Consider the following 23416-nt stretch of genomic DNA (forward strand, 5'->3'; position numbering starts at 1 on the left):
GTCCCCATGCACCACAGCAAGCGCCTCACCCTGCTCGCCGCCGTCACAGCGGCCACCGCCCTCGCCGCCCCCTGCCTCTCCGCCCACGCCGCCGCCGGCACCGACCCCTGGGTGCGCGGCTGGGGCGAGAACGCCCAGGGCCAGCTCGGCAACGGCAGCGTCCTCGCCCAGCAGACCCCCGCCGCCGTCACCGGCATCACCCGCGACGACGTCCGCGAGCTCTCCGGGGGCGGTGGCGGCGCCGCCGCGGCCGCCAACGGCTTCGCCGTCGCCCTCCTCAAGGACGGCACCGTGAAGAGCTGGGGCAACAACGCCACCGGCCAGCTCGGCAACGGCACCCTCGTCGCCCAGTCCTTCCCCGCGACCGTCGCCGGGCTCTCCGGCGTGAGCGAGGTCTCGGCGGGCCTCAACCACGCCCTCGCCGTCAAGGGCGGCCGGGTCCTCGCCTGGGGCAGCAACGCCTCGAAGCAGCTGGGCACCGGCCAGGACACCACCAACCCGTACAAGACGCCGATCCCCGTGCAGAGCCTCGACAAGGTCAAGGACGTCGGCGCGGGCTGCGACTTCAGCGTCGCGCTGCGTCAGGACGGCACGGTCTGGACCTGGGGCGCCTTCGCCAACGGGCGGCTCGGCACCGGCAGCACCGCCAACCGCGAGACCCCGCAGAAGGTCCCGGACGTCGAGAACGTCGAAGCCATCGCGGTGGGCTGCGACCACGTCCTCGCGCTGACCGCCGACAACACGATCAAGGCCTGGGGCAAGAACGCCGAGGGCCAGCTCGGCAACGACGCCGTCGCCGACGCGCCCAAGCCCGTCGACGTCGCCTACCTGGACGCGGTGGCCCGGATCTTCGCCACCTCGGCGTCCTCCTTCGCCGTCCTCGACGACGGCAGCGTCGCCGGCTGGGGCAAGAACACCGACCGGCAGCTCGGCGACGGCACGAACGCCAACCGCACCACCCCGGTCGTCCTGGACAGCCTCAAGGGCGTGCAGGACATCGCGGGCGGCGCCGACTTCACCCTGGCCGCGCTGGACGACGGCTCGGTGATCGGCTGGGGCGCCAACGCGGCCGCCCAGCTGGGCGACGGCTCCACCACCGCGACCACGGGCACGGGCACCACCGTCGCCCTCCCGCCGGGCAGCGGCATCACCCACGTCACGACGACGAAGACCGGCAAGTCGGGCTTCGCCTACTGACACCGGCCGGAGGCCGATCCGGCTTCGCGCGGGGGCCCTCGCCGGCCCCGCGCGAATGCCTCACACCGGCCGTCCCTGGTCAGCGACGACGGTGAGCTGGCAGGATCGCCCCCATGTTCGCCTCGCTCTCCCGTGCCGCCCGCCGCCGCCTGGCGGCGCTCTCGGCCGCGCTGCTCGTGGTGTGCGGGGTGCTCGTGTGGTGGCTGGTTCCCTTCGGCTCACCCGTCCCGAGCGGCTCGGTCACGTTCAGTACGGGCGTCCCCACCGGCGTCTACCAGCGGTACGGAATGCTCCTCAAGCAGGCCCTCGCCGAGGACCTGCCCGAGGTGTCGATACGGCTCACGGACAGCGAGGGCTCCCAGCAGAACCTGGCCCGCGTGGCCTCGGGCGAGGCGGACTTCACCGTCGCGACGGCCGACGCGGTCGCCCAGTACCAGCGCGAGCGCAAGCCGGGCTTCGAGCGGCTGCGCGGCTGCGCCCGGCTGTACGACGACTACGTCCAGCTGGTGGTGCGCAAGGGCTCGACGATCCGGACCGTGCGGGACCTGCGCGGGCTGCGGGTCGGGGTCGGCCAGGACGGGTCCGGTGTGCGGCTGATCGCCGACCGGGTCCTCGCGGCGGCCGGCCTCACGCCCGTACGCGACGTCGAGGCGGTCTCGGCGGGCATCAACACCATGCCGGGGCACCTGGAGGACGGCGACCTCGACGCCTTCTTCTGGTCGGGCGGGCTGCCCACCGAGGCCGTGCAGAAGCTGTCCGAGCGCTTCGAGGTCCGGCTGATCCCGCTGGACGCCACCCTCGTCGACCGGCTGCACGATGTCGGCGACTCGACCCGGCACTACCGGTCGGCGGTGATCCCGGCCGACGCGTACACGTCGGCGCAGAACGGCCAGCCGGTCGAGACGCTGGCCGTGGCGAACCTCCTGGTCACGACCGCCGAGGCCGATCCCGACCTGGTCGAGGGCTTCACCCGTACGGTGATCAGGAGCCGTGACGAGATCGGCGGCCAGGTCCACCCGGCCCAGCTGGTGGACCTGCGGACGGCCGTCTACACGGAGCCGCTGCCCCTCCACGAGGGCGCCCGCCGCTACTACCGCTCGGTGAAGCCCTGACCCTCGGCCCGGGAACGGCTACCGCTGCTCCGGTGAGAGCGCCGGGCCCCGCCCGTACCGCTGCGCCGGAGCGTGCCGGGGGACGGTGACGGTGACCCGCAGGCCGTGCGGCTCGTTCGGGGCGAACGCGATGCCGCCGCCGCCCGCCGTCAGCAGGACGCGGGTGATGGAGAGGCCGAGGCCCGATCCCTTGATGTTCTGGTGCCGGCCGGAGCGCCAGAAGCGGTCACCGACCCGGCCGAGCTCGTCCTCGGTGAGGCCGGGCCCCTGGTCGGCCACGACGACGTCGACGCCCGCCCCGCCCGGGGGCACCGAGACGGAGACCATGACCTCCTCCCCCGCCGGGGTGAACTTCAACGCGTTGTCGATCACCGCGTCGAGGGCACTGGAGAGGGCCACCGGGTCCGCCCATCCCGTGACCGCCCCGCACTCCCCGGTCAGCAGGACGCCCTTGTCGTCGGCGACCGGCCGCCAGGACGCGACCCGCTCCGCCGCCAGCGCGCCCACGTCGGTGAGCCGCAGCTCGGCCGCCATGTGCTCGGCGAGCGCCAGGTCGAGGAGGTCGTCGAGGACCTGCGAGAGGCGCTTGCCCTCGGTCCGGACGGAGGCGATCTCCTCGTTCCCCTCGGGGAGCTCCATCGCGAGCAGCTCGATCCGCAGCAGCAGCGCGGCCAGGGGGTTGCGCAACTGGTGGGAGGCGTCGGCGACGAAGGCCCGCTGCTGTTCGAGCGCGTCCTCGACGTTGTCGGCCATCTCGTTGAACGAGAGCGCCAGGCGCCGCAGTTCGGGCGGACCGCCGGTCGCGGCGACCCGGGAGTTCATCCGTCCGGTGGCGATGTCGTGGGTGACGGAGTCGAGGACGCGGACCGGCCGAAGGACCCAGCCGGTGAGCCGGAAGGCGGCGCCGATGGCGACCAGCATCGCCGCCGCCTCACCCGCGAAGATCAGCAGCCAGCCGCGCAGGATGCGGGAGCGGAGCTGCCCGGTGGGCGAGTCGGTGACGACGACGGCGACGACGTCCCCGTCCCGGACGACCGGGGAGGCGATGGTGAGCCGTGCGTCGCCCTGCCAGGGCCAGACCTGGGGCGGGTTGTGGCTGCGGCGCCCGAGCAGCGCCTCCTGGAAGGCGCGGCGGCCCTCGCCGTCGTACGGGACGACCCAGTCCTCGGGGGCGGCGGCCATGGCACGGTTGTCGCGGTAGAAGATGCCGGCCCGGATGTCGTACACGTCGTGGTAGCTGGCGAGTTCGCCGTTGAGGGTGGTGCGCCGCTCGTCGGTGCCGGGGTTGATCTCGCTGACGAACTGGGCGAGGGCGGCGAAGCGCGCGGCGTCGTCGAGCCGGTCGACGACGACCCGCTGCTGTTCGGACGCGGCGAGGCTGGCGGCGAGCGGGAAGCCGAGGGCGAGCAGGACGCCGGCCATCAGGATGATGAGCAGCGGGAGGAGTCGGGTGCGCACGGGTGGGCCGGCCGGGGGTTACGCGGCGGGGGCGACCAGGCGGTAGCCGACGCCCCGCACGGTCTCGATCAGGGCGGGCATCCGCAGCTTGGAGCGCAGGGACGCGACGTGCACCTCCAGCGTGCGGCCGGTCCCCTCCCAACTGGTGCGCCAGACCTCGCTGATGATCTGCTCGCGGCGGAAGACGACCCCGGGGCGCTGGGCGAGGAGCGCGAGCAGGTCGAACTCCTTGCGGGTCAGGGCGACGGCCTCGCCCTCGACGCTGACCCGTCGCGTGGGCAGCTCGATGGTGACGGAGCCGAGCCGCAGCAGGGTGCCGTCGGCGGCTCCGGTGGCGCCGGGCGTCGTCTCCTCGGTTCCGGCGTTGCGCCGGCTGACGGCGTGGATGCGGGCGAGGAGTTCGCCGGTGTCGTAGGGCTTGACGACGTAGTCGTCGGCGCCGAGATTGAGGCCGTGGATCCGGGAGCGTACGTCGCCGCGGGCCGTCACCATGATCACCGGGGTGGCGGTGAGCTTCCGGATGCGGCCGCAGACCTGGTAGCCGTCCTGGTCGGGGAGGCCGAGGTCGAGCAGGATCACCCCGTACGAGGGCCGCTCGCCCTGCGCGGTGGGCAGGACGGCCTGGAGCGCCTCCTCGCCGTTGCGGGCGTGGGTGACGGCGAAGCCGTGCCGGGCCAGGATGGCGGAGAGGGCGGCGGCGACGTGGTCGTCGTCCTCCACGAGCAGCAGTCGCATGCGTACCTCCTCCGTGATCTTCGTTCGCGCCGGTGCCCGTTCGCGACGATCTTCGTGCGCGCCGGTCCTCGTTCGCGACGATCTTTCGTTCGCGTCTCGGCGGCGGCTCTCTGTGTACCAGGTGGTACCAGGGCATGAACGCCGATCATCGGCATCACAGTCAAGTCTCCCCCTGTTACGCCGACGTTTCTGTTATCCACCCGGTACGCCCGGGGCGTCGGCTTCACGCACTGTGTCCGTTTGCGACCGGATCGTTATCCTCAATTTCCGCTCAGATGTGATGACGGTCGTCACATCGGGTCTCTAGTGTCCTCCCCAACCGAGCAGGACGGAGCAAGAGGCCCATGAGCGGAGTGTCAGTGTCCAAGGGTCCCGAGGACGCCCCGCGCAGCGCGGACGAGCTGGTCGTCCTGTCCGAGGTCAACAAGCACTTCGGCGCGCTGCACGTTCTCCAGGACATCGACCTGACGATCACCCGCGGCGAAGTCGTGGTCGTCATCGGGCCTTCGGGGTCCGGCAAGTCGACGCTGTGCCGAACGATCAACCGGCTGGAGAGCATCGACTCCGGCACCATCACCATCGACGGCAAGCCGCTGCCCGCGGAGGGCAAGGAGCTCGCCCGGCTGCGTTCCGATGTCGGCATGGTCTTCCAGTCGTTCAACCTCTTCGCGCACAAGACGGTGCTCGAGAACGTGATGCTGGGCCAGATCAAGGTCCGGAAGACGGAGAAGAAGGACGCCGAGGCCAAGGCCCGTACCCTGCTCGACCGGGTCGGGGTGGGCACCCAGGCGGACAAGTACCCCGCACAGCTCTCCGGTGGCCAGCAGCAGCGCGTGGCGATCGCCCGCGCGCTCGCGATGGGCCCGAAGGTCATGCTGTTCGACGAGCCGACCTCCGCTCTCGACCCCGAGATGATCAACGAGGTCCTCGAGGTCATGCAGCAACTGGCCCAGGAGGGAATGACGATGGTCGTCGTCACCCACGAGATGGGCTTCGCCCGTTCCGCGGCCAACCGGGTCGTCTTCATGGCGGACGGACGCATCGTCGAGCAGGCGTCGCCCGAGGAGTTCTTCAGCAACCCGCGCAGCGACCGGGCCAAGGACTTCCTCTCCAAGATCCTTCACCACTGAGCGAGTTCGGATCTATTCTTCCCAACTCACGCCTACTCAAGGGACGTTCCACCATGAAGCTTCGCACCGCCTCCGCCGCCGCCGCGGCCGCCGTCGTCCTCGCGCTGACCGCCACCGCCTGTGGGTCCGGCTCCGACTCCGGCAGCAACGGCGACAAGATCAACGTCGGCATCAAGTTCGACCAGCCGGGCCTCGGCCTGAAGACCCCGGACGGCAAGTACGCCGGCTTCGACGTCGACGTCGCCCGCTACGTCGCCAAGGAGCTCGGCTACGCCGAGGACAAGATCAACTTCAAGCAGGCGCCGAGCGCCGAGCGCGAGAACCTGATCAAGAACGGTGACGTCAAGTTCGTCGTCGCCAGCTACTCGATCAACGACAAGCGCAAGAAGGAGGTCGACTTCGCCGGTCCGTACTTCCTGGCCCACCAGGACCTGCTCGTGCGCGCCGACGACAGCTCGATCACCAAGGTCGAGGACCTCAACGCCAAGAAGCTCTGCTCGGTCACCGGCTCGACCTCCGCGCAGAACGTCAAGGACAAGCTCGCCCCGAAGGCCGACCTCCAGCAGCTCGGCGGCTACTCCGAGTGCCTGACCGGCCTGGAGAACAAGGCCGTTGACGCCCTGACCACCGACGACTCCATCCTCGCGGGCTACGCCTCGCAGAAGGAGCACGCGGGCAAGTTCAAGCTCGCCGGCCTCCGGATGAGCGACGAGAAGTACGGCATCGGCGTCAAGAAGGGCGACGACGAGCTGCGCGGCAAGATCAACAAGGCGCTCGAGAAGATGGTCTCCGACGGCACCTGGGAGAAGCTCGTCAAGGAGCACTTCGGCCCGTCCGGCTACAAGTACGAGCCCGCGCCCAAGGTCGAGAACTGACCTGACCCGCACCGGCCGTGACGGCCGCCCCCGCACCGGGGTGGCCGTCGCACCGGCACCGGCCGCTGCCCACGCACCGGCCTTCACACCGACCGACCACCAGGGGAGAGCGCGGGCATCGTGTTCGACTTTCTTGATTCCGGGCAGTACGACCTGCTCGGCGCCTTCTGGGTGACGGCGAAGCTCGCCCTCTACTCGGCGATCGGCTCACTGCTCTGGGGCACCGCCCTGGTCGGCATGCGGGTCAGCCCGGTCCCCATCATGCGCGCCTTCGCCACCGCGTACGTCAACCTCGTCCGCAACACCCCGCTGACCGTGGTCCTCGTGGCGTGCTCGTTCGTCCTCAACCAGACGCTCGGCGTCACGCTCGGCGGCGGGCGCTCCGAGGACATCGGCTTCCGCCTCGCGGTGCTCGGACTCGTCGCGTACACCGGCACCTTCGTCTGCGAGGCGCTGCGCTCGGGCATCAACACCGTCCCGCCGGGCCAGGCGGAAGCCGCCCGCGCCCTGGGCCTGAGCTTCACCCAGGTCCTCACCCTGGTGGTGTTCCCGCAGGCCTTCCGTGCGGTGGTGACCCCGCTCGCGAACGTCCTCATCGCCCTCACCAAGAACACCACGGTGGCCTCGGCCATCAGCGCCGCCGAGGCGGCCCTCCTGATGAAGGAGATGGTCGAGAACGAGGCCGACGCGCTCTTCGCCGTCTTCGCGGTCTTCGCTTTCGGCTTCATCCTCCTCACCCTCCCCACCGGCCTGCTCCTGGGCTGGGCGGCCAAGCGTCTGGCGGTGAAGCGATGAGTTCCGTCCTGTACGACACTCCCGGGCCCCGCGCCAAGCGGCGGAACGTCGTCTACACGATCGTCTTCCTCGCCGTCCTCGCCCTGGTGGCCTGGTGGGTCCTGTCCGCCATGGCCGACAAGAACCAGCTGGCGGCCGAGAAGTGGACGCCGTTCGTCACCGACTCCCGGGTCTGGACGACGTATCTGCTGCCCGGTCTGGTGGAGACGCTGAAGGCCGCCGCGCTCTCGATCGTGATCGCGCTGCCGCTCGGCGCCCTCCTCGGCATCGGCCGGCTCTCCGACCACCGCTGGGTGCGCGTGCCCGCCGGCACGGTCGTGGAGTTCTTCCGCGCCATCCCGGTACTGCTCCTGATGATGTTCGCGGCCGCCCTGTACCGCGAGTTCACGACCATCAGCTCCGACTTCCGCCCGCTGTACGCGGTCGTCACCGGCCTGGTGCTCTACAACGCCTCGGTGATCGCCGAGGTCGTCCGGGCCGGCGTCCTCTCGCTGCCCCGGGGCCAGGGCGACGCGGCCGAGGCGCTCGGCATGCGCAAGAGCCAGACCATGCTGTACGTCCTGCTGCCGCAGGCGGTCACCGTCATGCTCCCCGCGCTCGTCAGCCAGCTCGTCGTCATCGTCAAGGACACCGCCCTCGGCGGCGCCATGCTCGGCTTCGCCGAGCTGCTCAGCCAGAACCGGCAGATCACGGCCAACTACGGCGCCAACACGATCGCCACCTTCACGGTCATCGCGCTGATCTACATCGTCATCAACGCGCTCCTCACCCACCTCGCCGGCCGCTTGGAGAGGCGCATGCGGCGGGGCAAGAAGTCCACCTCGGTGGCCCTTCCGGCCCAGGCGGGAGCCGCCGAGGTGAAGACGGACGCCGTCAGCGGCGCCTGACCCCGACAGGATCCGCAGGACAACAGGGGTGGGCCGGAGCGGCACTGACTTCAGGTCAGGCGCACCGCGCCCACCCCGTCGCTTGACGCAAGCACCCTCAGTGGGTTGCATACGGTCTGTGATCAACCACCGGGCTCGTGCCACACTCAGCTGTGCTGCCCTCATGACCGTCCGGCCTTCAGGAGCCGCGCCGTGGACCCGGTGATCATCGTGGGCGCTGGGCCGGTAGGCCTCGCGCTCTCCCTCGCGCTCGCCGCGCAGGGTGTGCCCAGCGTCGTCCTCGACGAGGGCACCGGCACGGAGGAACCACGCCCCGCGCGGAGCGCCGTCCTGCGCGCCGACACCGCCGCCATGGTCGAACGCCTCGGCTGCACCACCCTCCGTGACGAGGGCGTCCGCTGGGTCGGCTGGCGCAGCATGCGCCGCCGCCAGCTGGTCCGCCACACCACGCTCGACCTGGGACTCAGCGGTACGGAGGAGTGGTCGGAGGACCCCGACGCCCCCTCCGCTCCGGCCGCCCCGCTGCACATCCCGCAGCACGCCCTGGCGCGCGGGCTGCGCGACGCGATCGCCCGTCAGAAGCTCGTCCGGCTCGTCACCGAGGCCCGGCTCGACACGATCGAGCAGGACCGGGACGGGGTCGTCGCCCACACCCGGGGCCCGGAGGGCACGTGGTGGCGCGGCAGCCACCTCGTCGGCTGCGACGGGGCCCGGTCCACCGTGCGCAAGCTGCTCGGCATCCGCTTCCCCGGCCGTACGGCGGTGGAGCGGCACGCGGTCGCCGCCCTGCGCACCGAACTCCCCTGGCCCGGCGAGGCCCTGCTGCACCGTCAGCCCCCGTGGCGGGGCGTCGGCGAGGAGATCACCGCCCGCCCGCTGCCCGACGGGGTGTGGCGGATCGACTGGCTGCTCCCGCCGCGCGGCGAGCTGGTCACCCCGGACGCGCTGGTCACCCGCATCCGCGAGACCCTGGCCGGCTGGTGCGACGGGGTGACGCCGCCGTACGAGCTCATCGACACCGGCGTCCACACCCTGCACCACCGGCTCGCCCGGCGCTGGCGGGTCGACCGGGTGCTGCTCGCCGGGGACGCGGCCCATCTGCTCGGCGCGGTCGGCACCCAGGGCCTCGACGAGGGGCTCCGGGACGTGGACAACCTCGCCTGGAAACTCGCCCACACCTGGCACCACGGCGCCTCGGAGCGGCTGCTCGACAGCTACCAGAGCGAGCGGCGGACGGCCATCGCCTCCCGGCTCCGCGCGGCGGACCAGTCGCTGCCGGCGCTGCGCGGCGGCGGTGGCCTGCGGACGTACCTCCTCGGGGCCGCGCGCAGCCACGACGCCCTGCTGACCGACGGCCACCTGGGGCGCGGCCCGCTCGGCGCGCCCCCCGCGTATCCGCACTCCCCCCTCGCGCATCAGAGCGCCGAGGGGCAGACCCCGGTGGGCACGCCGACGGGCGCCCCGGTCGAGGACGTCCGGGTGACCGCTCCGGACGGCACGACCGTACGGCTCCGGGACCGGCTCGGTCAGGGCCGGCTCCTGGTCCTCCTCGTCGCCCCCGGGACCGGCGTCTGGGACCGCCGCCACTGGCGGAGCGCCGGCGTGATGCCCCGCCTCGAAGAGGCCGTGCGGGCCCTCCCCGCCAAGGCCGAGGTGCTGGTGACCGAGGCGTATCCGGGTGCTCCGGCCCACGCCGTCCTGCTCGTCCGGCCCGACGGGCACCTCGTCGCCTCCTTCTCCGGGGTCCGCCCCGAGGAGCTGTACGCGGCGGCCGACGCGGCCCGCGGCGGGTCCGCCACCGACGACGCGCCGGCCGCCCCACCGTCCGGCGCGGCCGCCGTGGTCCCCGCCGCCGTGTCCACCGGCCTGTCCCCCGATGTGCCCACCGATGTGTCCACCGACAGCGACCACACGGTGGACATGCATTGATTCCGCGCGGGCGCGCATGGTGTACTCCGGAGCGTGACCGACACCGATGTGCGCCTGTGGCGGAGGGTCCATCTGGACCTCGTCCGCTACGCGGGCTGCATGTGTCGTCCGTCCTGCTGACTTCGCCCCCTTCCCCGCGCGCGCCCCGCCACTGACGTCCGTCCGTGTGCCCGGTGCCGTCGCGCGCTCCTCGCGAACCTCAGGACGGTCACCCGTGCCCCAGCGCGTCCCCACACCCTCCCCCGTCGTCTCCACACCGCCCTCCACCGCCCCGACGGCGGCCGAACTCCTCGACTTCGTCCGCCGCACGGCCGCCGACCGCGAACTGGTCGACTCCCTGCCCCTCGACCCCGAGGGGCGTACGTGGGTACGGCTCGACGGCCCCGGCGGCAGCGAGGCCTGGCTCATCGGCTGGCCGCCCGGCACGGGCACCGGCTGGCACGACCACGCCGAGTCGCTGGGCGCCTTCGCCACCGCGCGGGGGTCGCTGACCGAGAACGCCCTCGCGGTCCGGCTGCCGGCGAGCGGCTGGAAGACCCTGGAGCTGGCCGACGGCCTCGACCGCTCCCGCCGACTGTCCGAGGGCGACGGCCGGGCCTTCGGCCGCCACCATGTGCACGAGGTGCTCAACGAGTCGCCGGACACCCACGCGGTGTCGGTGCACGCGTACTACCCGCCGCTCCCCCTGATCCGGCGGTTCAGCCGGGCGGGCGCGGTACTCCGCCTGGAGCAGGTCGAGCGTCCGGAGGACTGGCAGTGAGCGAGGAACGCGTGGGCATCGAGCACCTGGCCCCGGAGCGCGTGGGCGAGGAGCGCGTGGCCGAGGAGCGCGTGGGCATCGACGAACTGCTCGAACGGGTCCGGGCGGGCATCGACCGGATCGATCCCCGCGCCGCCCACGAGGCGTACGAGGCGGGTGACGCGCTGCTGGTGGACACCCGCTACGCGGCCCTGCGGCAACGGGACGGGCTGATCCCGGGTGCGCTGGTCGTGGAGCGCAACGAGCTGGAGTGGCGGCTCGACCCGCTGGGCAGCCACCGCGCGCCGGAGGCGGACAGCCACGACCTGCGGGTGGTCGTGCTCTGCAACGAGGGCTACGCCTCCTCCCTCGCGGTCGAGTCGCTCCGCCGCCTGGGCCTGCACCGCGCGACCGACCTCATCGGCGGCTTCCAGGCCTGGAAGGCAGCGGGCCTCCCGGTCCTGCTCCCGACGCCTGCCGGCTGACCGGGACGGACGAGTCCTTCTCTCTCCCCCCCCCGGGGTCAGAAGGACTCGTCCAGCCCGTCCGTGTCCTCGCCCTCGGCCTCCAGCGCCTGGCGGACGACGCGGAGGGCCATGCCCTCGGGGTACCCCTTGCGGGCGAGCATCCCGGCGAGGCGCCGCAGGCGCCGGTCTCTCTCAAGGCCGCGGGTGGCGCTCAGTTTGCGGTCGACGAGCTCGCGCGCCCTGACCTCCTCCTGCTCGGAGTCGAGCTGCTCCACCGCTTCCTGGATGAGAGTCGGCTCGACGCCCTTGGTGCGCAGCTCGCGGGCGAGGGCCCGGCGGGCGAGGCCCCTGCCGTGGTGGCGGGACTCGACCCAGGCCCCCGCGAAGGCGGCGTCGTCGATGAGCCCGACGTCCTCGAAGCGGGAGAGGACCTCTTCCGCCACGTCGTCGGGGATCTCCCGCTTGCGCAGGACGTCGGCCAGCTGCTTGCGCGTGCGGGGGGTCCCGGTGAGCAGGCGCAGGCAGATCGCGCGCGCCCGCTCAGCCGGATCCTGGGGTGACGGCTCCTTCTCGGCCCTCGACGAGTCGGGGCCGTCACCCGGCCATTCGGTGCGACCGGTCACCGGTTCAGCTCTTGGCCGCGGTGGCCTTGGTCGCCTTCGCGGTCTTGGTCGCGGGTGCCGGGACGGTCTTGGCGGCGTCGTCCGCGCCGGCCGCGTCGGCGCTGCTCGCCGCGTCCGCACCGGGCTCGGCCGTCGGAGCCTCGGGCTTGACGCCGACGCCCAGCTTCTCCTTGATCTTCTTCTCGATCTCGTCGGCGAGGTCGGGGTTGTCCTTCAGGAAGTTACGGGCGTTCTCCTTGCCCTGGCCGAGCTGGTCGCCCTCGTACGTGTACCAAGCACCGGCCTTGCGCACGAAGCCGTGCTCCACGCCCATGTCGATCAGGCCGCCCTCGCGGCTGATGCCCTGGCCGTAGAGGATGTCGAACTCGGCCTGCTTGAAGGGGGGCGCGACCTTGTTCTTGACGACCTTGACGCGGGTGCGGTTGCCGACCGCGTCCGTGCCGTCCTTGAGGGTCTCGATGCGACGGATGTCGAGGCGCACCGAGGCGTAGAACTTCAGGGCGCGGCCACCGGTCGTGGTCTCCGGCGAGCCGAACATCACACCGATCTTCTCGCGGAGCTGGTTGATGAAGATCGCGGTGGTCTTGGACTGGTTGAGCGCGCCGGTGATCTTCCGGAGCGCCTGGCTCATCAGACGGGCCTGCAGACCGACGTGCGAGTCGCCCATCTCGCCCTCGATCTCCGCACGCGGGACGAGCGCGGCGACGGAGTCGATGACGATCAGGTCGAGCGCGCCGGAGCGGACCAGCATGTCGACGATCTCAAGGGCCTGCTCACCGCTGTCCGGCTGGGACAGGATGAGGTTGTCGATGTCGACGCCGAGCTTCTTGGCGTACTCGGGGTCGAGGGCGTGCTCGGCGTCCACGAACGCGACCTGGCCGCCGGCCTTCTGGGCGTTGGCCACGGCGTGCAGGGTGAGGGTCGTCTTACCGGAGGACTCCGGTCCGTAGACCTCCACGACACGGCCGCGAGGAAGGCCGCCGACACCGAGCGCGATGTCGAGCGCGGTCGATCCGGTGGAGATCACCTCGATCGGCTCCTGGACGCGGTCACCCATGCGCATCACGGCGCCCTTGCCGAATTGGCGTTCAATCTGTGCGAGTGCGGCGTCGAGCGCCTTCTCGCGGTCGGTTCCTGCCATGGGTTCCACCCGGTTTGCTTGAGTCGATCGCTTCATGTGAAAGACGCTAACCCCTGCCACTGACAATGGGCCCCGACGTCCGCTCCGACCTGTGGACAACTCGCCGACAAGCCCACGATTCCCCAGGCCGGACCTCCATCAGAATGGATGTTCGATTTCAGTGTCAAGCGTGCCACGCGCGGCGGGCGGGATCACGGCCACCGGGGACCGAGGCGCCCTCGCAGCTCGGTCACGGTGGCTTCGTCCGCGCCGCCGTCCGGCCCGGACGCGAGGGTGAGAGCCGCGGTGAGCAGCTCGGGCGAGGCGCGGCGGTCCGCGCGGACCGCCGCGAGGAGCGCCGGCACGGCCATCGGCGTCAGCCGGTACTTCCAGGCCAGGTGGCCGTGGGCAGCGGCGTACCGCGCCGTGAGGATTTCCGCGGGGGCGAGCGGGACCCGCATGCGTTCCAGGAACCACGCGAGGCCCGCCGCGGCCACCAGGTCACAGATCCGGCCGTCGCCGACACGGTTGCCGCGCGCGTTGTCGTGGGCCTCGTAGACCACCGCGTAGACCAGCGCCCGCTCCCGGTCGGTGGCGGGGCCCGGGAACGGCACGTCGTACCAGAGCCGCTCCACGGCCTCCGGGGTGATCCCCGGCCGGACACCGGGCGCACCCCCCATGGCCAGGCGTACGGCGCCGAGGGCGACGGTCCCCTCCGAGAGCAGGCGCCGACAGCGCGGCCCCTCCCCGTCCCCTTCCGGTCCGAGCTCCCGCAGCACCTGCTCGACCGTCGGCCCGTCGGTCCACACCAGCGTCCACATGTCACCGACGTCGCCGTCGGCGCCGTCGGCGCCGCGCTCGGCGCTGTGCTCGGCGCTGTGCTCGGCGCTGTGATCCGCCCCGCGCTCGGCCGTGCACGGCCCGTGCCGGTACCCGTCGGCGTCGAGCCCGAACCGCTCGGTGACCGCCCGGGCGAGCTCGCGCGGGCGAGCCCCTCGGTCGTCAGTAGGTTCGTCCCTCACCGGCCCGAACCTACTGACGGCCACCCTCCACCGGCAACGACCGGTCTCGGACCACGGTCACCGGCGACAGCTCGGGACGCTTGGCCCGGCGGCCGTCGCCCGACGAGCGGCCGCGGAGGCGACGGCCCAGCCAGGGCCCGAGGAAGGCCCCGGCCCAGCGCAGTTCGGCGCCCACCGCACGCAGGCCCGTGCGCGCGGGGAGCGGCGGCGCGGACAGCGGGCGGGTCCAGGAGTCGTCGCTGCCGGGCAGGTCGAGGGCCTGGGCGACCGCGGCGGCGATCCGCGCGTGGCCGAGCGGACCGGCGTGCAGCCGGTCGGCGCTCCACAGCCGGGGGTCGGTGACGACCGGGTGGTGCGAGGTCTCGACGACCGTGACGCCGTGCCGGTGCGCAGCCTCCCGGATGCGCTCGTTGAGGTCCCGCACCCGGGATCCGACCGGGCGGGCCGCCGGGATCAGCCGGCCGACGTCGGGGAACGTGAGGGTCGCGACCCGGGCACCCTGGCCGGTGAGTTCGGCGAACATCGCCTCCAGGTGCCCGGCCGTCGCGTCCGCGTCGAAGCGGGGCCGCAGCAGGTCGTTGACCCCGGCGACGACCGTGGCCAGGTCCGGCCGCAGCGCGAGCGCCGGAGCCAGCTGCTCGGCGCGCACCTGGCCGGCGAGGCGGCCGCGTACGGCGAGGTTGGCGTACCGCACGTCCGGGGCGTCGCGGGCGAGCAGCTCGGCGAGCCGGTCCGCCCAGCCGCGCAGGCCGACGGTGTCGTCGCCGTCGCCGACCCCTTCGGTCTGGCTGTCACCCAGGGCGACGTACCGCAGAAACGTGCCGTCCGACATGAAGCCTCCGCCTTCCCCCACCACGTTACTCACTTTTTTGACTATACAACTCAGCACTCACCCACGTGGGTCGGAGCCGGCGAGGAGGGGCGATCACAGGCCCCACGACCGCCCGCCGCCTATCCTTCGACGCATGCCCCTGCCCCTCCGCGACCGCCCAGGAGGCCGTCTGCCGCCGCGGACCGTCGACGCCCTCGTCGCCTGTGCCGTCCTGGCCGTCGTGGTGCTCTGGACGCTCGTCTCCGCGCGGTACGCGAGCGAACCGGCGCTCCGCACGGTGCTCGGCTGGGCGCTCGTCCTGATCGGCTGCGGGGCCCTCTTCTTCCGGCGGCGGCAACCGGTCGCCGTCGCCGTCGTCACGCTGCTCGCCTGCGCCGTCTACTACCCGCTGTCCGCCCAGGACGGCCCCCTCATGATCGCCTTCGCGCTCGCGCTCTACACGACCGCCGCCGAGGGCCGGTTCGCCGCCGCCGTCGCGCTCGCCGCCGTCACCCTGCTCGCGGTCGGCCTCGGCGAGATCCGGCAGCAGCCCGGCCACCGGCAGATCGACGACACGTCGCTCGCCATGCTGGCCGGCTGGCTGATCAGCCTCGTCGCCGTGGGCCGCGCCCAGCGCACCCGGCTCGCCTATCTGCACGAGGTCGAGCAGCGCGCGCTCGCCGCCGAGCGGGAACAGGAGGCCCGGGCCCGGCAGAGCGCCACCGAGGAGCGGCTGCGGATCGCCCGGGAACTGCACGACATCCTCGGCCACAGCGTCTCGCTGATCAACGTCCAGTCCGGCGCCGCACTGCACCGGCTGAGCAAGAACCCGGCCCCCGAGGCCGGACTCGCCACGGCCGCCGAGGCCCTGGAGGCGGTGAAGTCCACCAGCAAGGACGCGCTGCGCGAGCTGCGGGCCACGCTCGGCGTGCTGCGCCGGGCCGACGAGGCCACGCCGACCTCCCCGGCCTCCGGCCTCGCCCTCCTCGGGGACCTCGCCGAACGGGCCCGGAGCGCGGGACTCGACGTCCGTACGAGCGTCACGGGCACGCCCGTACCGCTGCCGCCGCCGGTCGACCTCGCCGCGTACCGGATCGTGCAGGAGTCGCTGACGAACGTCACCCGGCACGCGGGGGCGCACACCGTACGGATCGCCCTGGACTGGGACGCCACCGCAGACGCGAGCACCGGCACCGGCACCGGCACCGGCACGCGTACGCACGCGGGCACGCGCGTGCTGCGGCTGCGGATCGCGGACGACGGCGGGGGCAAGCCCGAGGGAGGGCGCCCGGGCAGCGGCATCCGGGGCATGGCGGAACGGGCCCGCGCGCTCGGCGGCGACCTCACCGCCGGGAACGCCGACGGCGGCTTCCTCGTCGACGCCAGGCTCCCGCTCGCCCCGCCGACAGCACACGCCGAGTCCCCCACACCTACAGAACCCACAGCACCCTCGCCCTCGCCCGAAGGGGACCCCCGATGATCCGTGTCGTGCTCGCCGACGACCAGACCCTGGTCCGGGCAGGTTTCCGGTCGATCCTGTCCGACGAGGACGACATCGAGGTCGTCGGCGAGGCCGGGGACGGTGAGCAGGCCATCGCCCTCGCCCGTGAACTCCGCCCGGACGTCGTCCTGATGGACATCCGCATGCCGGTTCTCGACGGCCTTGAGGCCACCCGGCGCATCACCTCCGACGAGCGGCTCGAAGGCATCCGCGTGGTCGTCCTGACCACGTTCGACGCCGACGACCACGTGTACGGGGCGCTGCGCGGCGGCGCGTCGGGTTTCCTGGTCAAGGACACCGAGCCGATGGAACTCCTGCACGCCGTACGGGTGGTCGCGCGCGGCGACGCCCTGATCGCCCCCGCCGTGACCCGCCGTCTCATCGCCGAGTTCGCCGACCGCGCCGGCGGCGCCGGGCGGCAGCCGGACCCGAGCCCCCGGCTCAACGCCCTCACCGAACGGGAGCGCGAGGTGCTCGGCCTGGTGGGCGCGGGCCTCTCCAACGACGAGATCGCCGGCCGGCTCGTCCTCTCCCCCGCCACCGCCAAGACCCACGTCAGCCGGATCATGACCAAGCTGGCCGTACGCGACCGGGCGCAGCTGGTCATCCTGGCGTACGAGTCGGGAATGATCACCCCCGGCTGGCTGGCCTGACCCTTAGGGGACGGGTCCGGGAGCCACAACTCCCGGGGTACGCGCGCGTGGGCCGGCACAACCGGTGGGGTACGTCAGGTGCCCCCAGGTGTCCTCCCCGGGCCGACGCGAAGCCTTTGACCGTACGCCGACACTGACGGGGTGAATCAGGACGTACTCGATCTCGCGCGGCTGCAGTTCGCCCTCACCGCCGGCGGCCACTTCCTCTTCGTCGCCCTCACCCTGGGGCTCGTCACCGTCGTGGCCGCGCTCCAGACCCGGGCCACGATCAGCGGCAAGCCGCAGGACGCCCGGATGGTGCGCTTCTGGGGCCAGCTGTACGTGATCAACTACGCGGTCGGGATCGTCACCGGTCTGGTGATGGAGTTCCAGTTCGGCATGGCCTGGAGCGGGCTCACGCACGAGGCGGGCAACATCCTCGGTGCCTCGCTCGCGGTGGAGACCATCGTGGCCTTCTTCGTCGAGTCGACCTTCCTCGGCCTGTGGATATTCGGCTGGCACCGGCTCAACCGCTGGGCCCACCTGGCCGCCATCTGGATCGTCGCCCTCACCGCCTACCTGTCGGCGTACTGGATCCTCGTCTCCAACGGCTTCCTGAACCACCCCGTGGGGTACTCCTCCGAGGGCGGCGAGCTCGTCCTGGACGACCCGGTCGCGGTCCTGACGAACCCCTCGGCGCTCCTCGCCTTCGGGCACGTCCTCGCCGGGGCGCTGCTCACCGCCGGGTTCTTCATGGCCGGGGTGAGCGCGTACCACCTCTTCCGGCGCAGCCCCGAGTGGGAGTTCTTCGGGCGCAGTCTGCGGATCGGGGTGTTCGTGTCCGCGCCCGCGCTGATGGCCGCCGCGGTCTTCGGCGGGATCCAGTTCGCCACCCTCACCACCTTCCAGCCGATGAAGTCGGCCGTCTTCAGCGGAAAGGCGGCGGAGATCGCGCGGCTCCAGGCGGAGCTGTCGGCCCGGTTCGGGCCCGGCGACTACGTGCCTTCGGAGGCGTGGACCCGGGGCGGCGGTCTGGTGATGCTGATCAGCTTCGGCCTGATGATGTACCTGTGCTTCGCCGGGGTGATCCTGGCCTGCTTCAAGAAGGTCGTCTTCCGGTTCCGGTTGTGGCATCTCGTCCTGATGGCCGCCGTGCCGTTGCCGTATCTCGCGATGATCGGCGGCTGGGTCTTCCGGGAGTCCGGTCGGCAGCCCTGGGTCGTCTACGGGCTGCTGAAGACGGAGGACGCCGTCTCGGATCTCTCCCCCGGCACCATGCGGCTCTCCCTCACCGTCTTCGCCACGGTCTTCGTCCTGCTCGTCGTCCTCAACGCCTGGCTCCTCGCCCGGCACGCCCGCCGCGGTCCCGTGGAGTCCGGACTCGGCCACGACGAGCGGCCGGGACGGGACGGCCCGGACGCGGACGGCCCGGACCCGGACGGCCCGGACCCGGACGACCCGGACCCGGACGGCCCTCAGGAGGGGCACGGCCCACCTCCGTCCGACCCCGCGGACGCGCTGCCCGCCCCCCGCTACTGAGCCCCCGCCGCCCCCACCGTCCCGCCCCCTGCCGCCGACCCGAGGAGCCCCCGTGGAGACCCTGGCCATCGTCCTGCTCGCCTTCTTCGCCGCGGGCTGGTTCGTGCTCGCCGGAGCGGACGTCGGCTCCGGCATGCTCATGCCCTGGCTCGGCCGCGGGGACCGCGAGCGGCGCCTCGTCCTCGCCTCCTTCGCGCCCTTCTTCCTCGGCAACGAGGTCTGGCTGGTCGCCACCGCGGGCGTCCTCGTCGGCTGCTTCCCCGCACTCGAAGGGGAGCTCCTGAGCGGCCAGGCCCCGGTGCTCGTCGCCCTCCTGACCGGCTGGATCGTCCGGGACCTGGGGCTCTGGTCGCGCGGCCGGGGCCCGGGGCCGCGCTGGCGCGCCGGCTGCGACACCGCCGTGACGTGCGGCAGCTGGACGGTCGCCCTCTCCTGGGGCTGGCTGCTCGTGGCCCTGCTCACCGGACGGCCCTACGCGCCGGCCACCGGCGGGACGGCCGTGCTCACCGCCCTGGCGGTGGCCGCCCTGTTCGCCGCGCACGGGCTGGGATTCGCCACGCTCCGGCTCACGGGACTCCCGTACGAGCGGGCCCGCAGGCTCGTCGGTCGCGCGGGGCGCCCGTGGCAGTCCTTCGCCCTCACCGGCGTCCTCCTCGGCGGGCTGCCGCTCTGGGCGGGAACGGCCCTGCCGCTGACCGAGAAGGCGGCTTCCCCCACCACGCTGGCCCTGCTCGTCCCCGCCCTCCTCGTCGTCACCCCGCTGCTCGTGGCCGTCCAGGCCTGGACCTGGCACGCCTTCCGGCACCGGGTCACCCGCCCGTCGTACCTCTGAGCCGGCGGCGCGCCTCGTCCATGGGTCAGGACTCCTCCGAAGAGGCTTCCTTCTTGTGGGTCAGGGCCTTCTGCAGCCGCGCCACCACCGCCTCGCCGTATCTCCGGTGGCCGTGGACGCGCGGGTCGTCCGTCACGTCGTACCGCTTCACGTAGGCGCCGAGGAAGGCCTGCAGCGTGGCCACGGCCGGAATCGCGATCAGCGCGCCGACGGCGCCGAGCAGCGCCGTGCCCGCGATCACCGAGCCGAAGGCCACGGCCGGATGGATGTCCACCGTCTTCGAAGTGAGCTTCGGCTGGAGCACGTAGTTCTCGAACTGCTGGTAGATCACGACGAAGCCGAGCACCCACAGCGCGTACCAGGGGTTGACGGTGAAGGCGATCAGCATCGGCAGGGCGCCGGCCAGATACGTGCCGATGGTCGGGATGAACTGCGACACCAGGCCGACCCAGACAGCGAGCGCCGGCGCGTACGGCACGCCCAGGATCTCGAAGAGGACGAAGTGGGCGACGCCGGAGACGAGGGCCATCAGGCCGCGCGAGTAGAGGTAGCCGCCGGTCTTGTCGACCGCGATCTCCCAGGCCCGCAGCACCTCGGTCTGCCGGGCGGGCGGCAGGACGGAGCAGAGCGCGCGCCGCAGCCGGGGCCCGTCGGCCGCGAAGTAGAACGAGAACAGGAAGATCGTCAGGAGCCGGAACAGGCCGCCGAGGACGGTGGCGGAGATGTCGAGCACGCCGGACGCACTGTTCTGCACGTACTTCTGCAGCCAGTCGGAGCTCAGGACGCTGTCCTGGACCTCGACTCTGGACAGGTCCGTGTGGAAGCTCTGATTGATCCAGTTGATCAGCGAGTCGAGGTACTTGGGGAAGTTCTCGACCATGTCCACGATCTGCCCGGCGAGCATCGAGCCGAGGAGCACGACGAAGCCGACGCTGAAGATCAGGACACCGAGGAAGACGAGGAAGGTGGCGAGACCTCGCCGCATCCCGCGCGCCGCCATGCGCCCGACCGCCGGCTCGATGGCGAGGGCGAGGAAGAACGCGAGCAGGATGTTGACGAGAAGTCCGACGAGCTGGTGGAAGGCCCAGCTGCCCAGCAGGAAACAGGCGTAGAGCGCCAGGGCGAGGACGAGCGCGCGAGGCAGCCAGCGGGGCATGCGCACGGCCTGCTGCGGAGCCACCGGTGGAGCGGTCGGCTCGGCCCGGTCGGCCGGCTCGGCCCGTTCGGTCAGCTCGACCCGGGTCGGCTCGGTCGACTCGGTCGGGGGTGTCGGCTCGGTCTGGGCTGTCTTTTCGGTGTCGTCAGTCGGGGCCACCCCGCCAGTCTCGCGCACCGCACGGACATTCCACCCAGGACCCCGCACATCCCTGCCGCCACCCCGCCGTCTACCGGCCACTCACCGCTTGTCGGCCGGTACGTCGACGGCCGCGCAGACCGCCCGCCACACGTCCTTGGCCTCCCAGCCGGCGTCCAGGGCGTCCCGCACCGTCCGCCCGCCGAGCTCCGTCATCACATGGTCACGTGCGAAGGAATCCGCGTAGGACGCACCGAAGTGGTCCGCCATCCGCTCCCAGAAAATCGTCAACCGCATGACGCCAGTATCCCGCTCCCAAGAGTGCAGCCCGCTCCGGAAGCCTTGTCACCGCGACTTTCCGCCCTACGGTCGGAGCATGGCCGAAAAACCCCTCTCCTCGCCGCCCTCCAGTCCCCTGGCCCGTGCCGAGCGCTTCGTCTGGCTGACGGCCCGCGTCCTCGAACAGCACCGGTTCGCCTACCACTTCCTGCGCGGTGGCGCGGACCAGGTCGAGACGGCCCTCTCGTCGTACCTGAACGCGGACGGCGGCTACGGTCACGCACTCGAACCCGATCTGCGCGGACCGGTCAGCCAGCCCCTCCACACCGCGCAGGCGCTCCGGGTCCTCGACTCGATCGGCCGCTGCGGCGGGATGCGCGTGGAGCGGATCTGCCGCTACCTCACCGACATCTCGACGCACGAGGGGGCGCTCCCGGCGATCCACCCGTCCCAGCGGGGCTACCCCTCGGCGCCCTTCGTCCCGGTCGTCGACGCCCCGCCGAGCGCGCTGCTCACGACCGGCCCGGTGGTCGGGCTGCTCCACCGCAACCAGGTGTGGCACGCGTGGCTGTTCCGGGCCACCGAGTACTGCTGGGCCGCCGTGGAGTCGCTGGAGAAGTCCCATCCATACGAGATCCAGGCCGCCGTCGCCTTCCTGGACGGGGCCCCGGACCGGCCGCGCGCGGAGGCGGCGGCCGACCGGCTGGGGAGGCTGGTGCGCGAGCAGCGGCTCGCCGTCCTGGAACCGGACCGGCAGGAGGAGTACCCGGTCCCGGACGGGTACGCGCCCGGCGAGCACCACTTCCCGCACGACTACGCGCGCGTGCCGCACTCGCTGGCGGCCGGCTGGTTCACGGACGAGGAGATGGCCCGGTCACTGGACCGGCTCGCGGCCGACCAGGAGGAGGACGGCGGCTGGCCGATCCGCTGGCGGGCCTGGGCCCCCGGATCGGCCCTGGAGTGGCGCCCGATCGTCACGGTGGAGGCGCTGCGCACCCTCCGCGCGCACGGCCGCACCGTCGACTGACGAGGCCCTCCCCGGGCGGGGGGGGCTGTCCCTCCAGCACCTGTCCCTCCAGCGTCCGTCCCTCGGACGTCCATCCCTCAGCCGTACGCCCCTCCGGCACCTATCCCTCCGGCACCTCGCGCAGCAGCAGGGCCGCGAGGGCCGTCGCCGTGCCCCTCGGCGTCGCCAGGTCGATGCCGGTCCGCTCGGCGATCCGGGCGAGCCGGTTGTCGACGGTGTTGGGGTGCGTCCCGAGCGCGGTGGCCGTGGCGCGCCGGTCCTGCCCGTGGGCCAGGTGCGCGCGGAGGGTGTCGAGGAGCTCCGGCCGGTCGGCGACGGGGTCGAGGAGCGCCGCGATCCGCCGGCCGCTCTCCCCGGGCCGGGACAGGTGGTACTCCAGGAGCACGTCGTCGAGCCGGTGCAGCCCGGGCGGCAGTCCGCACCCGGCGGCGACCCGCAGGACCTCCCCGGCGGTACGGGCGGCCTCCGGCACCTCCCCGGGGCCCTCGGCGGGCACGACGGCGACCCTCAGCGTGGTTCCCGCGGCCCGGGAGAGCCGCCCTGCCAGGTCCTCCGGCGGTTCGGGGGCACCGGGGACGATCGCCCGTCCCGGCTCCGTACCGATGTCGAGGAGGGCGGGCACCTCCACGCCGAAGCAGTGGTCCAGGGCGGTCTGGACGCGACGCAGCCGTCTGCGGGCCGCCACGTCCCCCTCCCCGGGACCGGCCGCGGGGGCGGGGGCGGGGGCGGGGACGCCCGCGCCGTCGACGCCGACGGCGAGGACGAGGCACGGTCCGTCGATCCCGAAGGGCGCCTGTGCGAGCAGCGCCGGGGGCAGCGTGCCGTCGAGGAGGCCGCGGAGCAGCGAGCGGCGCTGGGCCCGCCGCTCGGTCTCCAGGGCGGAGCGCTCGTCGAGGTAGGTCTCGGCGACGGCGCCGACGATGCCCTGCTGGGACTCCAGGAGCAGGTCGGCGAGCTCGACGAGGGCGGCCTCGTCGCCGGGCCGGGCGACCTCGCGCAGCGCCTGCCACAGCACGTACATGCCGAGCGCGTGACTGCGGAGCAGGAGGTGGAGCGGCATGCCCTCCTCGGCGCGCTGCGCGGCCCGCTCGCGGAACAGCCGCATGGCGCCGCGCTCCCCGGCCTCCGGCGTGAGGGCGCGGCGGAGGAAGAGGCGTACGCCGTGGCGGACGGTCGCCGCGATCTCGACGTCCTTCATCTCGTCGGGGAGGCGGTCGTAGCCGGGCAGCCGCGCGAAGGAGTCCCTGGTCATCCTGCGGGCCAGTTCGTTGACCCGGGCCTCGCAGCGCAGGGCCAGCGCGCGGGCCCCCTCGGAGATCTCCGGCACGACCAATCCTCCTCGCTCCCGGCGGGCCGACTCGCTCATGACAGGCAGGCCGACTGTGACGGGTCACAGTACACAGCGGGGAAAG

General features: G+C 72.6%; 24 protein-coding genes. 15 read left to right on the top strand and 9 right to left on the bottom strand.

The genetic code is table 11. The features are described 5' to 3' along the window. Positions 1-6 precede the first annotated feature (6 nt). The gene (locus tag ACZ6K0_RS29675; RefSeq protein ID WP_469232726.1) at positions 7-1197 is read left to right on the top strand and encodes an RCC1 domain-containing protein; all 1191 of its coding nucleotides are present in this window, start codon (positions 7-9) and stop codon (positions 1195-1197) included. 113 nt (positions 1198-1310) lie between these two features. Next, positions 1311-2309 carry a TAXI family TRAP transporter solute-binding subunit gene (locus tag ACZ6K0_RS29680; protein WP_376401324.1) on the top strand — a complete coding sequence of 333 codons (999 nt, stop codon included), beginning with the start codon at positions 1311-1313 and terminating at the stop codon, positions 2307-2309. An 18-nt stretch (positions 2310-2327) separates the two neighbouring features. Here ACZ6K0_RS29680 and ACZ6K0_RS29685 read toward each other — a convergent pair whose 3' ends face one another. After that, positions 2328-3767 (bottom strand): sensor histidine kinase, encoded by a 1440-nt coding sequence (locus ACZ6K0_RS29685; RefSeq protein WP_376401327.1) that lies wholly within the window; start codon positions 3765-3767, stop codon positions 2328-2330. Positions 3768-3785: 18 nt separating this feature from the next. Then, on the bottom strand, positions 3786-4502 hold the full coding sequence (locus ACZ6K0_RS29690; protein ID WP_376401330.1) for a response regulator transcription factor: 717 nt from the start codon (positions 4500-4502) through the stop codon (positions 3786-3788). A 344-nt stretch (positions 4503-4846) separates the two neighbouring features. Here ACZ6K0_RS29690 and ACZ6K0_RS29695 point away from each other — a divergent pair, with 344 nt between their 5' ends. The 8 genes from ACZ6K0_RS29695 (at position 4847) to ACZ6K0_RS29730 (ending at position 11342) form a co-directional block, all read left to right on the top strand. After that, a complete protein-coding gene (locus tag ACZ6K0_RS29695) occupies positions 4847-5632 on the top strand; it encodes an amino acid ABC transporter ATP-binding protein (RefSeq protein ID WP_376401333.1) in 786 nt (261 codons plus the stop codon). A 53-nt stretch (positions 5633-5685) separates the two neighbouring features. Next, positions 5686-6507, top strand: coding sequence for a glutamate ABC transporter substrate-binding protein (locus ACZ6K0_RS29700; RefSeq protein WP_376401336.1), 822 nt, complete (start codon positions 5686-5688; stop codon positions 6505-6507). A gap of 120 nt (positions 6508-6627) precedes the next feature. After that, positions 6628-7302, top strand: coding sequence for an amino acid ABC transporter permease (locus ACZ6K0_RS29705; protein ID WP_376401339.1), 675 nt, complete (start codon positions 6628-6630; stop codon positions 7300-7302). Beyond that, a complete protein-coding gene (locus ACZ6K0_RS29710) occupies positions 7299-8189 on the top strand; it encodes an amino acid ABC transporter permease (RefSeq protein ID WP_469232723.1) in 891 nt (296 codons plus the stop codon). Before ACZ6K0_RS29705 ends, ACZ6K0_RS29710 begins: the two co-directional genes overlap by 4 nt. A 192-nt stretch (positions 8190-8381) precedes the next feature. Beyond that, positions 8382-10118: an FAD-dependent monooxygenase gene (locus ACZ6K0_RS29715; RefSeq protein ID WP_469232721.1), complete on the top strand. Its 1737-nt coding sequence runs from the start codon at positions 8382-8384 to the stop codon at positions 10116-10118. Positions 10119-10166: 48 nt separating this feature from the next. Continuing rightward, the gene (locus ACZ6K0_RS29720; protein ID WP_312846745.1) at positions 10167-10238 is read left to right on the top strand and encodes a putative leader peptide; all 72 of its coding nucleotides are present in this window, start codon (positions 10167-10169) and stop codon (positions 10236-10238) included. A 94-nt stretch (positions 10239-10332) separates the two neighbouring features. Beyond that, positions 10333-10878, top strand: coding sequence for a cupin domain-containing protein (locus ACZ6K0_RS29725; RefSeq protein WP_376401348.1), 546 nt, complete (start codon positions 10333-10335; stop codon positions 10876-10878). A gap of 56 nt (positions 10879-10934) precedes the next feature. Continuing rightward, positions 10935-11342: a rhodanese-like domain-containing protein gene (locus ACZ6K0_RS29730; RefSeq protein ID WP_376401488.1), complete on the top strand. Its 408-nt coding sequence runs from the start codon at positions 10935-10937 to the stop codon at positions 11340-11342. 38 nt (positions 11343-11380) lie between these two features. On the opposite strand, the gene recX is transcribed toward ACZ6K0_RS29730, so the two are convergent. The 4 genes from recX to ACZ6K0_RS29750 form a co-directional block, all read right to left on the bottom strand. Continuing rightward, on the bottom strand, positions 11381-11947 hold the full coding sequence (gene recX / locus ACZ6K0_RS29735; protein ID WP_469232719.1) for a recombination regulator RecX: 567 nt from the start codon (positions 11945-11947) through the stop codon (positions 11381-11383). Between the two features lie 4 nt (positions 11948-11951). Continuing rightward, the gene (gene recA, locus ACZ6K0_RS29740) at positions 11952-13088 is read right to left on the bottom strand and encodes a recombinase RecA (RefSeq protein WP_376401351.1); all 1137 of its coding nucleotides are present in this window, start codon (positions 13086-13088) and stop codon (positions 11952-11954) included. 191 nt (positions 13089-13279) lie between these two features. After that, the gene (locus ACZ6K0_RS29745) at positions 13280-14089 is read right to left on the bottom strand and encodes a hypothetical protein (protein WP_469232717.1); all 810 of its coding nucleotides are present in this window, start codon (positions 14087-14089) and stop codon (positions 13280-13282) included. Positions 14090-14099: 10 nt separating this feature from the next. Continuing rightward, a complete protein-coding gene (locus ACZ6K0_RS29750) occupies positions 14100-14921 on the bottom strand; it encodes an SGNH/GDSL hydrolase family protein (protein WP_469233021.1) in 822 nt (273 codons plus the stop codon). 133 nt (positions 14922-15054) lie between these two features. Between ACZ6K0_RS29750 and ACZ6K0_RS29755 the strand changes: the two genes are divergently transcribed. The 4 genes from ACZ6K0_RS29755 (at position 15055) to ACZ6K0_RS29770 (ending at position 19404) form a co-directional block, all read left to right on the top strand. Next, the gene (locus ACZ6K0_RS29755; RefSeq protein ID WP_469232715.1) at positions 15055-16380 is read left to right on the top strand and encodes a sensor histidine kinase; all 1326 of its coding nucleotides are present in this window, start codon (positions 15055-15057) and stop codon (positions 16378-16380) included. Continuing rightward, a complete protein-coding gene (locus ACZ6K0_RS29760; RefSeq protein WP_376401360.1) occupies positions 16377-17054 on the top strand; it encodes a response regulator in 678 nt (225 codons plus the stop codon). Before ACZ6K0_RS29755 ends, ACZ6K0_RS29760 begins: the two co-directional genes overlap by 4 nt. Before the next feature lie 141 nt (positions 17055-17195). Then, positions 17196-18572, top strand: coding sequence for a cytochrome ubiquinol oxidase subunit I (locus ACZ6K0_RS29765; protein ID WP_469232713.1), 1377 nt, complete (start codon positions 17196-17198; stop codon positions 18570-18572). A 52-nt stretch (positions 18573-18624) separates the two neighbouring features. Next, positions 18625-19404: a cytochrome d ubiquinol oxidase subunit II gene (locus ACZ6K0_RS29770; RefSeq protein WP_469232711.1), complete on the top strand. Its 780-nt coding sequence runs from the start codon at positions 18625-18627 to the stop codon at positions 19402-19404. 25 nt (positions 19405-19429) lie between these two features. Here the strand turns inward: ACZ6K0_RS29770 and ACZ6K0_RS29775 are convergent, their stop codons facing one another. Both ACZ6K0_RS29775 and ACZ6K0_RS29780 read right to left on the bottom strand, forming a co-directional pair. Then, on the bottom strand, positions 19430-20560 hold the full coding sequence (locus tag ACZ6K0_RS29775; protein WP_376401494.1) for an AI-2E family transporter: 1131 nt from the start codon (positions 20558-20560) through the stop codon (positions 19430-19432). 240 nt (positions 20561-20800) lie between these two features. Then, the gene (locus tag ACZ6K0_RS29780; protein ID WP_055641015.1) at positions 20801-20995 is read right to left on the bottom strand and encodes a DUF3046 domain-containing protein; all 195 of its coding nucleotides are present in this window, start codon (positions 20993-20995) and stop codon (positions 20801-20803) included. Positions 20996-21074: 79 nt separating this feature from the next. On the opposite strand from ACZ6K0_RS29780, the gene ACZ6K0_RS29785 reads away from it, so the two are divergent. Continuing rightward, positions 21075-22004, top strand: coding sequence for a hypothetical protein (locus ACZ6K0_RS29785; protein WP_469232709.1), 930 nt, complete (start codon positions 21075-21077; stop codon positions 22002-22004). Between the two features lie 100 nt (positions 22005-22104). On the opposite strand, the gene ACZ6K0_RS29790 is transcribed toward ACZ6K0_RS29785, so the two are convergent. Beyond that, the gene (locus ACZ6K0_RS29790) at positions 22105-23331 is read right to left on the bottom strand and encodes a PucR family transcriptional regulator (protein WP_469232707.1); all 1227 of its coding nucleotides are present in this window, start codon (positions 23329-23331) and stop codon (positions 22105-22107) included. Positions 23332-23416 lie beyond the last annotated feature (85 nt).

The sequence above is a fragment of the Streptomyces sp. NPDC042346 genome (genome assembly GCF_055581845.1).

Excerpts from the sequence above, each read along its gene's own strand:
- ACZ6K0_RS29675 (WP_469232726.1), top strand. The coding sequence starts at position 7 with ATGCACCACAGCAAGCGCCTCACCCTGCTCGCCGCCGTCACAGCGGCC.
- ACZ6K0_RS29680 (WP_376401324.1), top strand. The coding sequence starts at position 1,311 with ATGTTCGCCTCGCTCTCCCGTGCCGCCCGCCGCCGCCTGGCGGCGCTC.
- ACZ6K0_RS29690 (WP_376401330.1), bottom strand. The coding sequence starts at position 4,502 with ATGCGACTGCTGCTCGTGGAGGACGACGACCACGTCGCCGCCGCCCTC.
- ACZ6K0_RS29695 (WP_376401333.1), top strand. The coding sequence starts at position 4,847 with ATGAGCGGAGTGTCAGTGTCCAAGGGTCCCGAGGACGCCCCGCGCAGC.
- ACZ6K0_RS29700 (WP_376401336.1), top strand. The coding sequence starts at position 5,686 with ATGAAGCTTCGCACCGCCTCCGCCGCCGCCGCGGCCGCCGTCGTCCTC.
- ACZ6K0_RS29710 (WP_469232723.1), top strand. The coding sequence starts at position 7,299 with ATGAGTTCCGTCCTGTACGACACTCCCGGGCCCCGCGCCAAGCGGCGG.
- recA (WP_376401351.1), bottom strand. The coding sequence starts at position 13,088 with ATGGCAGGAACCGACCGCGAGAAGGCGCTCGACGCCGCACTCGCACAG.
- ACZ6K0_RS29750 (WP_469233021.1), bottom strand. The coding sequence starts at position 14,921 with ATGTCGGACGGCACGTTTCTGCGGTACGTCGCCCTGGGTGACAGCCAG.
- ACZ6K0_RS29755 (WP_469232715.1), top strand. The coding sequence starts at position 15,055 with ATGCCCCTGCCCCTCCGCGACCGCCCAGGAGGCCGTCTGCCGCCGCGG.
- ACZ6K0_RS29760 (WP_376401360.1), top strand. The coding sequence starts at position 16,377 with ATGATCCGTGTCGTGCTCGCCGACGACCAGACCCTGGTCCGGGCAGGT.
- ACZ6K0_RS29775 (WP_376401494.1), bottom strand. The coding sequence starts at position 20,560 with ATGCCCCGCTGGCTGCCTCGCGCGCTCGTCCTCGCCCTGGCGCTCTAC.
- ACZ6K0_RS29780 (WP_055641015.1), bottom strand. The coding sequence starts at position 20,995 with ATGCGGTTGACGATTTTCTGGGAGCGGATGGCGGACCACTTCGGTGCG.
- ACZ6K0_RS29785 (WP_469232709.1), top strand. The coding sequence starts at position 21,075 with ATGGCCGAAAAACCCCTCTCCTCGCCGCCCTCCAGTCCCCTGGCCCGT.